Genomic DNA, 13,565 nt, shown 5'->3' on the forward strand with positions numbered 1-13,565 from the left:
TCTAGAGCATGTCCGGGCGGCGAACCGGTTCCCACTTGCGCCTGACATGCTCTCGGGGCTACCCGGGCGCGTCCGTCACCTTGACCCAAACAGGGTTGCCATAGGCGCGGCGGCCAGCCTTGTCCTCGACAACGATGGCGTACCAGGTCGAGGTGGACGCGGAGAGCGGGAACTCGACACGGGCCTTCTGACCCGTCAGGTCGAAGGTGCGGACCGGGCCGGCTTGGCCGACCAGGGTCGCCCGTTTCAGTCCCCCCACCGCCATCAGATCGTAGTCCAGGCTGAACGCGGCGCCCGGCTTGAGCTTCAGATCGCCGCCGAACATCTGGACCGGTGCGATCAGTGGACCGTGGGTGACGTAGGAGTGGCCCGCCTTGAGGGCGGCGGCATAGGCCTGGGGTGTCACCGGGCCGTCGACATGAGCGAAGGTGCGGGTCTGGCCTGATAGCTGGTTCCAGACGTCGTGGGTGTCTGTCCCGCCGGACAGGTAGTAGCGCTCGCCGCGGGTCCAGAACCCGGCCATGGCGCCCAGGACCTTGTCGTCGTCCGAGGGATTGCCGCCATTGATCTCCACGAGATCGAAGCCGGGATTCCAGCCGCCGGGCGCGACCCCGCCGGCGAGGCTGGCGAAATAGCCATAGGGGATGAAGGGGTGGTTGACCTGCACCACCGCGGCGCCCAGGCGACGCGCCTCGGCGAGCACGCCATCGATGGTGGTCTGGCCGGTGTCGATGGCCATGCGCTCGCCCAGCCGCAGGGGAAAGGCGTTGAAGTGGGCCCAGGAGGTGGAGATTTCCAGGGAGGGGATGAACCCCACGCCGCGGCGGTCGGCGATGGCCTGCAGCGCCCTGTGGTTGATCGTGGTGTCGTGGTCGCTGACGAACAGCAGGTCGAGGCCCGCGGCCAGCTCCGAGCGCGCCAGGTCGGCCAGCGGGGTCACCGCCTCGGCCTGGTCGGAATGGTGGTGCAGGTCGGCCGAGACCCAGCCGGTGGCCTTGGGATCGAACAGAACCTCGATGGCCGCCGCCAGGGACAGGGTCTTGCCGGGCTCCACCCTGGCCTTGAGCGTGACCGGCGCCGCCAGGACGTCCGGTGCGTAGGCCACCTTGAAGGCATAGTCCCCGGGCGCGAGGCTGGCGCTTCCCTGTCCCTTGCGGTCGAGCTCGGTGAAGAAAGTCCGGCGGCCGAGGAATTCCACGAGCGGCTTCTGGCCCTGCTCGATCGAGATGCGGGCGTCGAGCGGCGCGCCGGTGTCCTTGCGGCTGACCGAGAAGGCGATGGCGCCCGGCGGCTGCAGGCCGGCGAAATCCTGGCCGAGCCGGGCGCCCGCGCCGACATGGACGGCCTGGACGGCCGTTTGCGAGTAGCCCTTGGCGGTGGCGTAGACGCCATAGTCGCCGGCCGGCAGGGCGATGCGATAGCGCCCGGCCTGGCCCAGGGTCCAGGCGAAGGGCTTGCCGGCTTTCTCGATCACCACCACCGGGCGGTCGACCGGCTTGCCGTCGGCGCCCTTGACGGCGCCGGACAGCTCGCCGGACGGCAGGCGCTTGCGGGCGATCTCCTCGGCGACCACGGGGGCGAGGTCGCCGCGCGCGCCGACCTGCAACCAGGCCTCGAAGCTGCGGCTCTCGCCGGGCCCCAGGCTGTGGCTCAGATACATGTCCTTGGAGCCGTAGCCGACGTGGTCGAGATAGGGCGCGTGCAGGGTGATCGCCCAGTCCTCGTCATAGGCGGTCACCCGGTCCGAAAGGGCGTTGGCCGCCGGCCCGTCGACCAGTCCCGCCAGACCCGGCACGGCGAACAGGAAGCCCGCCCCGGGCCACAGGGTCACGCCCGAGCGCAGGTTGTTTAGGGCCGAGGCGCCGCCGTTGCTGAGGGTCACGGCCATGTGCACCTGATCCGACCCGGCCTGGAGGCTGTAGACGGTCGAGACCGTGACCTCGCCCCAGTCGCGCTCGGCGCGGATCACGACCTCCTCGGGCGTCTGCTTGACCACGGCGACGCGTTGATAGGTGTTGGGCCAGGCGGACCAGTTGTTGGGAATGACGTCGGCGAACACCACCCGGTCGCGCTGGATCTTGCCGTCCGTGACCGGGGCCAGGTCGACCAGGGCGCCCTTGGGCACGCCATAGGGGACCGGCGATTGGATCGCCAGGCTGAAGGCCAGGCGCTCGTTGACGACGGTGAGGTCGCCGGCCGCACTCGCATCGCCCCCCGGGATCGGGGTGGGGCCATGGACGATGCGCACGGCCGCGGCGGCCGGCCCTGTGATCAGGCAGAGCGCCGCCAGGGCTACGAGCAATGAGCGAACCGAAACTGCCAACCCACGACCTCCGCGGAGAGAGAGCGGGGATGTTTCCCCCTGTGGCCGCCTTTTTGGACCGCCCCCGCCGCGCCATCATGCGCCGGACCGTCACATTCCCGATTTGACGTGCGATCCTGCCGTCGACCTCGGACCGGCCCGAGCGTCTCCGGGGCGGGGCCCGAATTGCGAGGGGGGAAAAGGCCGCCAAGGCCTGCCCCGACGACCGTACTGCGCCTGCTGGGACAAGCCCGGCCATGACGTTTTCCCGACCTGCATTGGCGTTTCCGACACACTGCTCAGCTTTCGCGCAGGGGCCGCTCGCGTTTGAAGCGACCGGTCTTGCGATTACGACAGAACCATGGCTATTCTCATTGCTACCGGTGTCAGGGGCCTCTAGTGGCCAATGACACCGGTGTCATAAATGGGGAAGCGCGGGGAGCGCCGGAACGGCGCCCACCATCTGACGGCCTTACGTCGCAGGTGGCTCCGCACAGGGAGGGACAGATGGTCCGCATTCGGTCTTGGACGAAAACGCGCGCGCTCTTGGGTGGCGCTTCGCTGGCGGCGCTGACCATGGCTCTCGCCGCACCGGCCTTCGCGCAGCAGACGGAAGTCGAGGAGCTTGTGGTCACCGGCTTCCGGGGTAGCCTGCAGCAAGCCCTCGAACTGAAGCGCGGCAGCGCCACGGCCAGCGACACCATCCTGGCCGAGGACATCGGCAAGTTCCCCGACCTGAACCTGTCGGAATCCATTCAGCGGATCTCCGGCGTGGCCCTGGCCCGCGACGCCGGCGAAGGCCGTCAGATTTCCGTCCGCGGCCTGGGTCCGCAATTCACCCGCGTGCGCATCAACGGCATGGAGGCCCTGACCACCGCTGGCGGCACCGACGCCTCGGGCGGCACCAACCGCGGCCGGTCCTTCGACTTCAACATCTTCGCCGCCGACCTGTTCAACTCGATCACCGTGCAGAAGACCTCGGCGGCCGAGACCGAAGAGGGCTCGCTGGGCGCCACGGTGGACCTGCGCACCGCGCGGCCGCTGGACTATGATGGCTTCAAGTTCGTGGCCTCGGCCCAGGCCAGCTACAATTCCCTGTCGGAGGACTCCTCGCCGCGCGCCGCCGGCATGATCTCCAACACCTGGGCCGATGGAACCTTCGGGGCCCTGCTCAGCCTGGCCTATTCCAAGCGCTCCCTGCTGGACGTGGGGACCTCCACGGTGCGCTGGGCGCCGGGGACCTCGTTCTCGCCGGGCTTCGACGCCCTGCCGAACGGCGCGGGCCTGCCCACCACGGTCAATCCGGCCGCCGCGGCCAACAACGCCGCCTATCATCCGCGCTTCCCGCGCTATGACCGCTACGATCAGGAGCAGGAGCGCCTGGGCGCCACCTTCGCCCTGCAGTGGAAGCCGACCGACGCCACCGAGCTGACCTTCGACTACCTCTACGCCAAGCTCGACGGGAGCCGCGAGGAGCAGTTCCTGGAGGCTCCGTCCTTCAGCGTCGGCGGCGCCTGCACCGCGGCCAATGTCGCCACCTCCTGCGGGATCGCCGACACCAACGTGGTCTCTTCGACCATCACCAACGGAGTGATGACGGCCGGTACGTTCGATGACGTCGATCTGCGGGTCGAGGACCGCTACGACGAGCTGACCACCACCTTCAACCAGTACTCCCTGGACTTCAGCCATGCCTTCTCCGACACGCTGAAGATCCACGCGGTGGCCGGTCATTCGGAGTCCGACCACCAGAACCCGGTCCAGACGACGATCATCTGGGACCAGTTCAATGTCGACGGCTACAAGTTCGACTATGGCCAGGGCCGCGCCCCGCTGCTGACCTACGGCAACGCCGACCTGACCAATCCCAGCGCCTGGAGGCTCACCCAGGTGCGGATGCGGCCGCAGAGCGCGGTCAACACCTACGACACCGTCGCCTTCGACGGCGAGTGGAAGCCCAACGACATCCTGACCTTCAAGGGCGGCCTGTCCTGGAAGCAGTACGAGTTCGAGAGCACCGAACTACGCCGCTCCAACGGCACCTCCACCAACCAGGAGACCGTGATCCCCGCCGGCGTGGCGGCGATCGCCACCTCCACCTACGCCAAGACGGTGACCCTGCCCACCGAGGGGCTGGGGGTCCCGGCCGGCAGCACCAGCGCCTGGATCTCACCGAACTACTTCAGCGCGCTCACCCTGTTCCAGCTCAACGACCCCACCGCGTTCGGCGGGGCCTGGAAGATGGGCAAGGAGCCGTCGCTGTCCAACAACAACTCGGTGGGTGAGAAGGACAAGGGCGGCTTCGTCCAGGCCGACTGGGACACCGAGCTGGCCGGGATGCCGTTCCGCGGCAATGTCGGCGTCCGCTATGTGAAGACCGAGCAGACCGCCTCGGGCTACACCTTCCTCGCCGGATCTCCCGTGCCGATCACCGTGGACCGCAAGTACGAGGACACCTTGCCGTCGCTGAACATGGTGATCGAGCCCATGGAGAACCTCCTGGTCCGCTTCGGCGCGGCCCAGACCATGTCGCGGCCGAACCTCGGCAGCCTGACCCCGGGCGCCAGCGTCAGCGTCTCGGGCTCGTCGCGGACCGTGACCGCCGGCAACCCGAACCTCGACCCCTTCCGGGCCAAGGCCTACGACCTGTCCTTCGAGTGGTACTATCAGCCCGAGGCCCTGCTGAGCGTCGCCTTCTTCAAGAAGGAGATCGACAGCTTCGTGCAGACGCTCTCCACCCAGGCGGCCTTCACCGGCAACCCCTTCGGCCTGCCAGACAGCATCGCCACCGCCGCCTGCGGGGCCACCGTCGGCTGCAGCCCGTCGGCGATCTGGAACTTCTCGACCCCGATCAACACCCCCGGCGGCGATCTCACCGGCTTCGAGGTCAGCTTCCAGCAGCCCTTCAGCTTCCTGCCGGGGCCCCTGGCCAACACCGGGATCATCGCCAACTACACCAGCGTGAAGTCGTCCATCGACTACTATGCGACGGTGGCCGGGGTGACGACCAAGGTGGCCACCAACGACCTCACCGGCCTGTCGCGCAAAGCCTACAACGTCACCCTCTACTACGAGGACGACAAGATCAGCGCCCGCGTCTCGGCCAGCCACCGTGACAAGTACCTGACCCGGGTCCCCGGCCAGGAGGCCGGCATGGTCTATGACGGCACCAACGAGACCATGAACGTGGACGCCTCGTTCACCTACACCTGGAACGACCACCTGAAGTTCACCTTCGAGGGGGTGAACCTCACCGACGAGTTCCAGGACCAGTTCAACGGCGCTCAGGACCTGATGAACTTCTACCACCACACCGGCCGGGAATACCTGATCGGCGTGCGCTACACCTACTAAGCCTAGATCCCCCGAGGAGAGACCTACGGCGCGCCGGTTCCCCGGCGCGCCGCTTTGTTTAGGGTAGGGCGGGGCGTTCGGTGCGCCGCCAGTCTGGAGATGTCCGTGGCCCCTGCTGTTGTCTGCTTCGGCGAGGTCCTGGTCCGTCTGGCCGCGCCGGACAACGAACTGCTCCTGCAGTCGCCGACCCTGAAGGTCAGCTTCGGCGGGGCGGAGGCCAATGTGGCGGTGTCCCTGGCCCGCTTCGGTCATGCCGCCCGCATGCTCAGCGTGCTGCCCGACAATGGCCTGGGCCATGCCGCCGTCGATGAGCTGCGCCGCTATGGCGTGGACACCTCGGGCATCGGCTTCACAGCCGGTCGGATGGGCCTCTACTTCCTCACTCCCGGCGCGGCGCAGCGGCCGTCCCAGGTGCTGTACGACCGAGCCGACAGCGCCTTCAGCCGGGGCGCCTCGACCCTCGACTGGGACGCCGAACTGGCCGGCGCGGGCTGGCTGCACGTCTCCGGCGTCACCGCGGCCATCGGCCCCGACACCGCCCGGGCCGCCGTCGATGGGGTGCGGGCGGCGCGGCGGTTGGGCCTGACGGTCTCAATGGACTGCAATTACCGCGCGACCCTGTGGCAGGCCTGGGATGGCGACGCCCCGGCCATCCTGGGGGAGATGCTGTCCCAGGCTGACCTGGTGTTCGGCGACCACCGTGACATCGCCCTGGTGCTGGGCGCCGCCTTCGAGAATGGCGGGGAGGCCGACGGCCTGCGCCGCTGGGCCGCCGACATGGCCTTCAAGGCCTGGCCGAACCTGCAGCGCCTGGCCTGCACAGACCGGGTGCAGCACACGGTGAACCACCACGACCTGAGTGGCTTCCTGTTCTCCCGCGGCGGCGCCTGGCGTACCGACAGCCGGCCCTTGAACCCCATCATCGACCGCATCGGCGGGGGCGACGCCTTCGCCGCCGGAGTGATCCACGGCCTGCTGACGGGAATGGCCGAGGCCGACCTGCTGGACTTCGCCGTCGCCGCCGCGGTGCTGAAGCACGCGACGCCCGGGGACTTCAACCTGGCGACCCTGGCCGATGTCGAGGCCGCGCGGTCTGGCCACAGCCTGGATGTCAGGCGCTAAACGGCGCAGATGACAGAAGATTAATCCCCGGGCGGCGCCCAAATCGCGGCGCCGGTGTATGAAGGCCCAAACGCTGAGAGCGCGCCGTGATGCGCCCGGTCTCTTGGGAGCCTTCGAATGATCCGTCTGAAAACCCTGCTGCTGGCCGCCTGCGCGCCGGTGATCCTGAGCGCCTGCGCCAGCCTGTCGGCCGCGCCGCCGACGCCGGTCCCCCCGCCCGCGCCCGTCGCCGAAGCGCCCAAGGCCAAGCCGGCCTACGGGACCTTCGGCTTCGACACCGCCGGCATGGACGCCTCGGTGAAGCCTGGCGACGACTTCTTCAGCTACGCCAACGGGACCTGGGTGAAGACCACCGAGATCCCCGCCGACCGGTCCAGCTACAACACCTTCGCCGTCCTGCGTGAGGCCGCCTCCAAGCGCACCGTCGATCTGATCGAGACGGCGGCCAAGACCCAGGGTCCGGCCGGGTCCGAGGCGCGGATGATCGGCGACTACTATGCCAGCTTCATGGACGAGGCCGCCGTCGAGGCGAAGGGGGCGACCCCGCTTGCCCCGGAGCTGGCCCAGATCGCGGCCCTCAAGACCCGCAAGGATCTCTCAGCCCAGCTGGGCGGATCGATCCGCGCCGACGTCGACATCATGAACGCCACCAACATGAAGACCGACCGGATCTTCGGCCTGTGGGTGGTGGAGAACCTCAACGACACCAGCCGCTACCTGCCCTACCTCATCCAGGGCGGGCTCGGAATGCCCGACCGCGCCTACTATCTCGACGCCGGCGCGAAGTATGTGGACCTGCGGGCCCGCTACAAGGCCCACGTCGCCAACCAGCTGCGGCTGGCGGGCTTCAGCGACGTGGAGGCCCGCGCCGCCCGGGTCCTGGCCCTGGAGACCAAGATCGCGGCGACCCACTGGACGGCGTCCGACACCTTCGACATCCCCAAGACCAACGTCCAATGGACCCGCGCCGAGCTCTCCAGCAAGGCGCCGGGGATGGACTGGGACGCCTTCCTGACCGCCGCCGGCCTGTCCGACCAGCCGCTGTTCGGCGCCTGGCAGTCCACCGCCATCACCGGCGAGGCCCGGCTGGTGGCGTCAGAGCCCCTGGCGGCCTGGAAAGACTACCTGGCCTTCCACGCGGTGGAGCGGGGTTCGCCCTACCTCTCCAGGGCCTTCGTGGACGAGAGCTTCGCCTTCAACGGCACGGCCCTGTCGGGCACGCCGCAGCAGTCGGCCCGCTGGAAGCGCGGCGTCGACTTCACCGGCAATGCGCTGGGCGAAGCGATCGGAAAACTGTATGTCGCCAAATACTTCCCGCCGGAATCGAAGGCGGAGGTCGAGGTGATGGTGAAGAACATCCTGGCCGCCTTCGGCCAGCGCATCGACCGGCTGGACTGGATGGATCCGGCCACCAAGGCCAAGGCCCGCGAGAAGCTCGCCAACTTCCAGGTCGGGGTCGGCTATCCCGACAAATGGCGTGACTATTCCGGCCTGAACATCGTGGCCGGGGACGCCTACGGCAACTGGCAGCGCGCCGAACTCTTCGAGTACCGCCGCAACCTCGGCAAGCTGGGGCGACCCGTGGACCGAGGGGAGTGGTACATGACGCCGCAGACGGTCAATGCGCTGAACGCGCCGATGCAGAACTCCATCAGCTTCCCGGCCGCCATCCTGCAGCCGCCGTTTTTCGATCCCGCGGCGGACCCGGCGGTGAACTACGGGGCCATCGGCGGGGTGATCGGCCATGAGATCAGCCATGGCTTCGACGACGCCGGCGCCCTGTTCGACGCCAAGGGCAATGTGAGGAACTGGTGGACCGACGCCGACATGGCCCACTTCAAGGCCGCGGCCAAGCAGCTCTCGGCTCAGTACGCCGCCTACAAGCCGCTGCCGGACCTGGCGGTGAACGGTGAGCTGACGCTGGGCGAGAACATCGCCGACCTGGCGGGACTGGCCACGGCCTACGACGGCTATCACCTGTCGCTGAAGGGGGCGGCGGCGCCGGTGATCGACGGGGTCACCGCCGACCAGCGGATCTTCCTGGGCTGGGCTCAGAACTACCGGTCCAAGGCCCGCGAAGCCGCCCTGCGCCGCACCCTGCTGACCGATGGGCACGCGCCTGGCGAATACCGCGCCGACACGGTGCGCAATCTCGACGCCTGGTACGCCGCCTTCGGCGTCAAGTCGGGGGAGAAGCTCCATCTGGCGCCGGCCGACCGGGTGAAGATCTGGTAGCTCGGCTTGCCTGAGATCATCCTGATCGACGATCCCGCCGACCCGCGTGTCGGCGCATATCGCGATGTGCGGGAGCGCGACCTGGTGGGCCGTGAGGGTCTGTTCGTGGCCGAGGGCGAGGTGGTGCTCAACGTGCTTGCGCGCTCGACCCTGTGCGAGCCGGTCTCCCTGATGATCGCCCGCAAGCGGGTGGCGGGCCTGGCCCATCTGATCGCCCAGATGCCGCGGGATGTGCCGGTCTATTCGGCCAACCAGGAGGCGATGGACGCGGTGGTGGGCTTCCACATCCACCGCGGCATCCTGGCCCTGGGACGCCGCCGCGCCTCGCCCGTCGCCGCCGACCTGCTGGCGGGCCTGGGGGAGGGGGCGTTGGTGCTGGCGCTGTCGGGGATCGCCAACCACGACAACATGGGCGGCCTGTTCCGCAACGCCGCCGCCTTCGGGGTCGATGCGGTGCTGCTGGACACCGACTGCTGTGACCCGCTCTACCGCAAGGCTATCCGGGTCTCGGTGGGCGCGGTGCTGGTGACCCCCTGCGCGACCGCGCAGGGAGACCTGCTGGACACCCTGGGCGCGGCCGGCTTCGAGACCGTGGCGCTGAGCCCCAAGGGGACGACGCGCCTCATGGACCTCAAGCGTCCGTCAAAGACCGCCGTGCTGCTGGGGGCCGAGGGGCCGGGCCTGGCGGCGTCGGTGCTGGCGCGTACGACAACGGTGGCCATTCCCATGGCCACCGGCTTTGACTCTCTCAACGTGGCGACGACCGGGGGAATCGTCCTGCACCACCTGGCCTTCGCGGCCGGGAGGGATTAGCGCGCTCGCTTCGGGGCGGGCTCTTCGGTCTCTTCGATCAGCGACCGAGTCAGGTTGAGGATCGCCGTGCGCAGCGAGGGCTGCTGCACGCTGGCGAAGGCCTCCAGGAGTTGGACGGCGCCCGGCACGGCCAGTTTCTCGAACAGGCTCTCGTCACCGGTGGGGCGGTCGTTCTCCCCCACCAGTTCACCGACTGTGGTCTCCAGCTTCTCGGCGATGCGCACCAGCATGGAGGCCGAGGTGCGGTTGGCGCCGCGCTCGTACTTCTGGACCTGCTGGAAGCTGACGCCCAGGTGGTCGGCCAGGGTGGATTGGGAGATGCCCAGCCATTTGCGACGCACGCGAATGCGGTGGCCGACAGCGACGTCGATGGGGTCGGGCCCCGCGTCGTCAATATTCTCGCTCACGGATATGTCCTTTTGGCGCGCACGCTCCAGTACGCAGCGCCTTTTCTGCACGCGTAAAAGCCGTATCGCCACCAATTTGTCCGACCTAAGACATAGAGCCGCACTGCAGGGTTAAATTGCACGCTGCAAGGGTTTTTGAGCGCCGCTAACCGTCCGATCCGTATCTCGCCACACGAAACATCCCCACTTTGGGTTCTCTGCGCAAGAACGATCTAAGCGTGTATCACAATCTCAGATTGCGGTCAGGCGTCCGGTGTGCGCCCTTCAAGGATGCCATGGATCTGATCGAGGACCGCGATGGCGACCTCCTCGCCCTCCGTCTCCGAGATTTCGGCGGCGCGGCGAACGATCACCGACAGGGTCGCCATGTCCCTGGGACTGAGCAGGCTGGCCATCTCCAGGAGTTCGGCGGTCTGGTCGTCGAGGTCCATGTCTGACGGATGCCGTTGCGGCGCGACGGGCCGGGAGCTGTGCGGGATCTTGAAGTCGGTCATGGCATGTTCGCCGCGGCGAACCGCGAGGCGTCCTCGAAGAATAGCTCACGGGAAGTGGTCACGCGCGCCCTGGGGGCGAGGGCGGCCAGCGGCTTGAGCAGGATCTGACGGTTGGCCGGATCGCCCCCGACAGCCTCGTCCACCACCTCGACGGCCAGGTTCCGATCGGCGGCGGCGAAGGCGGTGGCGAGCACGGTGTCGGCCAGGCGGAAGCCGATCAGAACGAGCGGCCCGCCCAGACTCTGAGCCGTCTGGCTGAAGGCGGCGTTGGTGAAGGCCGAGGGGCCATGACGGATGAACACCGCTTCACTGGGCAGGGGCTCCAGGCCCGGGATCGGGCGGCCCAGCGGGTCTGCGTCCAGCCGGGCGTGGACGTGCAGCACGGGCCAGCGGCGTCGCCGGGCCTGTTCCAGCACCCTGCGGCAGGCCGCGACCGTGGCGGCCGCGTTCTCGGTGGCCAGGCGTTCGCGCTGCAGGTCCAGGCAGATCAGGGCTGAAGCGTCGGGGGCGTACTCTCTCACCGGGGCGCTCCGCCGGGATTGCGGGCGGTGCGCGCCGCGGACTTGTCCAGCACGCCCGGCTCGGTCCAGGCGCCTTCGGGGCGCAGCAGTTCATAGGGATCTGAGTCGAGGGTCAGGGCGTCGTGGGGCGGCACGCCCTCCACCACCATCTCCACATAGTCGTGGTCGGAGACCACGAAGCCGTCGCGACGCGGCCGGACATGTGCGTTGAAATACTGTTCCCAGAAGTGGATCAGGCGGACCTGTCCGTAGCCGAGGATCTGCCGGTAGTTCTTCTTCTCGGCGAGCTTCTTGGCGGCCAGGATCAGCATCAGGGTGGCGCGGCCGCGGCGGAACTCCTTGCGCACCGCCACCCGCTCCACCTTGGCGAAGTCGGCGAACCAGCGGATGCGCAGGGTTCCGATCGGCTCCCCGTCGCGGCGCAGGATCAGGTGGGTGGCGCCTGCGAAGTCGTTGCCATCGTACTCCTCGTCATAGGGGCAGGCTTGCTCGCCCATATAGACCAAGGTGCGGACCGCCATGGCCTGCATGATGTCGGGAAGGGTGCGGCAGACCACGACCTCCAACTGGCCCTCGTCGACCGCCGCGGCGGGACGGGCCTCCAAGGGCATGCGGACATTGGCGTTCATCAGGCGACCTTCCGTTGGACGGGCCAGGTGGGGCAGACGACGAGACCGCCGGGGCCCGGCACGGGCTGGGCGCCCATGCGGCGCAGCAGGGTGCGTTCGCCCCCCGGCGTGGCGGCGCGGCCATAGAGGGGGACGGTGTCGTAGATCTCGCGGTGGATGGCCAAGGCGGCGGCCATCACCACCGCGCGGCCGCGCCAGGTGGTCCCCGCCATGCCCCAGCCATAGACCGCGATGACCCGCTCGTGAGGGCGAGCGGCCATCTCCAGGGGCGGGGCGACGCCGTCGAGCACGCCAGCCGCCAGGGACGGGGCGGCGGCCCGGGTGAGGGGGATGATGCAGAGCACCCCCGCCAGTCCGCCGTCGACGCCACGATAGGCGAAGGCCGAGCACCGGGTGCGATCCTGGACCGCCTGAAGGGTTTCCACGGTGGCCACGGCGGGGCCGACGGTTCGGGATGCGATATCACGGCCCTGAACAATCTCATCCTGCGTCGCCAGCGTCAGGCCCAGTCGCGCAAGGTGTTCGCGGGGCCGTCTCGTGTAATCGGCGGCGTTCTGCATCTTGCTCACCCGACTTGTGCGAAGTCGGCTTTTGATAGAGCGTCAAATCATCTGCGTGCAGCCGCCAAGTTCGTATGGGGGCGCCACGATACGGGTTGGGCAGGATGGACAATCACGACGGCGGCCGCGCCGACTGGGACGACATCAAGACCTTCGTGGCCGCGGCCCAGGCCGGCAGCTTCGGCGCCGCCGCGCGTCGCCTGCGCACCAGTCAGCCGACCATCACCCGGCGCATCGATGACCTGGAGACCCGGCTGGGCGTGCGCCTGTTCGACCGCGGCCTGCGCGGCGTCAGCCTGACCCGGGCCGGCGAGCGCATCTATGATCGGGCGCTGTCGATGCACCGGGCCTCCGTCGATATCGAGCGCATGGCCCTGGAGGCCGACCGGCATGACAGCGGTGAGGTGACCATCGCCGCGCCGGAGGGGATCGGCGGCTTCCTGGTGGGGGTGAAGCTCGCGGATTTCATGAAGGAAAACCCCGGCATCCGCCTTGCCCTCGATTGCGGCTTCTATCCTGAGAACCCAGTGGACGGTCACGTCGACCTGTCGATCCAGATGACTTCGCCCGGGGGGCAGCCGGATGTGGCGGCCACGGAGTTGGCGACCCTGCACTACGCCCTGTTCGCCTCGCAGGACTACATCGATACGTATGGGGCCCCCACGCGCCTGGAGTCCGCGGTCGGCCATCGTTTCATCGCCCACTCCGCCCAGGTCAGCGAGAAGGGCCAGTGGCACGCCAGGACCGGCGCCTTCATGGAGTTGGCCGCGCCGTCCCTGGTGGTGAACTCCTCAACCGCCATGCTCCACGCCATCGAGCGCGGGGCCGGGATCGGGCCGGTGCCCACCGCCATCCTGCGCCTGACCTCGAACCTGGTGATGCTGGATATCCCGCCCCTGGCCAGCGGGACCCTGTGGCTCTGCCACCATCGTGACGCGCTGAAGTCGCCGCGCGTCGCCCGTGTCGCCGAATGGCTCGTCTCGATCTTCGACGCCCGCGAGCGGCCCTGGTACCGCAAGGAGTTCATCCACCCCTCCGAGTTCGACGGCTGGTCCTGGCCGGCGGCCAGCGCGAGGGCCTAAGTCCCCGGCGTGACACGGAAAATCGACCGTGGCGGGATGATTTCTG

11 protein-coding genes are annotated in these 13,565 nt (G+C 68.6%); 5 read left to right on the forward strand and 6 right to left on the reverse strand.

What is annotated here, in order from left to right:
• Positions 1 to 58: 58 nt before the first annotated feature.
• A complete protein-coding gene (locus tag Q7J39_RS18960; RefSeq protein ID WP_304829057.1) occupies positions 59 to 2,302 on the reverse strand; it encodes a CehA/McbA family metallohydrolase in 2,244 nt (747 codons plus the stop codon).
• 576 nt (positions 2,303 to 2,878) lie between these two features.
• Here Q7J39_RS18960 and Q7J39_RS18965 point away from each other — a divergent pair.
• From Q7J39_RS18965 to Q7J39_RS18980, 4 genes are all read left to right on the forward strand, one after another.
• Complete coding sequence (locus tag Q7J39_RS18965) at positions 2,879 to 5,656, forward strand: TonB-dependent receptor (protein WP_304829060.1); 2,778 nt, start codon at positions 2,879 to 2,881, stop codon at positions 5,654 to 5,656.
• Positions 5,657 to 5,755: 99 nt separating this feature from the next.
• Complete coding sequence (locus Q7J39_RS18970; protein WP_370690113.1) at positions 5,756 to 6,778, forward strand: sugar kinase; 1,023 nt, start codon at positions 5,756 to 5,758, stop codon at positions 6,776 to 6,778.
• A gap of 117 nt (positions 6,779 to 6,895) precedes the next feature.
• The gene (locus Q7J39_RS18975; RefSeq protein ID WP_304829066.1) at positions 6,896 to 9,013 is read left to right on the forward strand and encodes a M13 family metallopeptidase; all 2,118 of its coding nucleotides are present in this window, start codon (positions 6,896 to 6,898) and stop codon (positions 9,011 to 9,013) included.
• Positions 9,014 to 9,019: 6 nt separating this feature from the next.
• Positions 9,020 to 9,826 (forward strand): RNA methyltransferase, encoded by an 807-nt coding sequence (locus Q7J39_RS18980; RefSeq protein ID WP_304829069.1) that lies wholly within the window; start codon positions 9,020 to 9,022, stop codon positions 9,824 to 9,826.
• On the opposite strand, the gene Q7J39_RS18985 is transcribed toward Q7J39_RS18980, so the two are convergent.
• The 5 genes from Q7J39_RS18985 to Q7J39_RS19005 form a co-directional block, all read right to left on the reverse strand.
• The gene (locus Q7J39_RS18985) at positions 9,823 to 10,233 is read right to left on the reverse strand and encodes a helix-turn-helix domain-containing protein (RefSeq protein WP_304829072.1); all 411 of its coding nucleotides are present in this window, start codon (positions 10,231 to 10,233) and stop codon (positions 9,823 to 9,825) included. The two genes, Q7J39_RS18980 and Q7J39_RS18985, sit on opposite strands and share 4 nt — an antisense overlap.
• A 242-nt stretch (positions 10,234 to 10,475) precedes the next feature.
• The gene (locus tag Q7J39_RS18990) at positions 10,476 to 10,727 is read right to left on the reverse strand and encodes a hypothetical protein (RefSeq protein ID WP_304829075.1); all 252 of its coding nucleotides are present in this window, start codon (positions 10,725 to 10,727) and stop codon (positions 10,476 to 10,478) included.
• Positions 10,724 to 11,248: an isochorismatase family protein gene (locus Q7J39_RS18995; protein WP_304829078.1), complete on the reverse strand. Its 525-nt coding sequence runs from the start codon at positions 11,246 to 11,248 to the stop codon at positions 10,724 to 10,726. Before Q7J39_RS18995 ends, Q7J39_RS18990 begins: the two co-directional genes overlap by 4 nt.
• Positions 11,245 to 11,877 carry a GNAT family N-acetyltransferase gene (locus Q7J39_RS19000; protein WP_304829081.1) on the reverse strand — a complete coding sequence of 211 codons (633 nt, stop codon included), beginning with the start codon at positions 11,875 to 11,877 and terminating at the stop codon, positions 11,245 to 11,247. The genes Q7J39_RS18995 and Q7J39_RS19000 overlap by 4 nt, the downstream gene beginning before the upstream one ends.
• Positions 11,877 to 12,437 (reverse strand): hypothetical protein, encoded by a 561-nt coding sequence (locus tag Q7J39_RS19005; protein WP_304829084.1) that lies wholly within the window; start codon positions 12,435 to 12,437, stop codon positions 11,877 to 11,879. The genes Q7J39_RS19000 and Q7J39_RS19005 overlap by 1 nt, the downstream gene beginning before the upstream one ends.
• 104 nt (positions 12,438 to 12,541) lie before the next feature.
• On the opposite strand from Q7J39_RS19005, the gene Q7J39_RS19010 reads away from it, so the two are divergent.
• Positions 12,542 to 13,519 carry a LysR family transcriptional regulator gene (locus tag Q7J39_RS19010; RefSeq protein WP_304829087.1) on the forward strand — a complete coding sequence of 326 codons (978 nt, stop codon included), beginning with the start codon at positions 12,542 to 12,544 and terminating at the stop codon, positions 13,517 to 13,519.
• Positions 13,520 to 13,565 lie beyond the last annotated feature (46 nt).

Origin of the sequence: Phenylobacterium sp., assembly GCF_030651185.1 — a bacterium.
Lineage (GTDB): Bacteria > Pseudomonadota > Alphaproteobacteria > Caulobacterales > Caulobacteraceae > Phenylobacterium.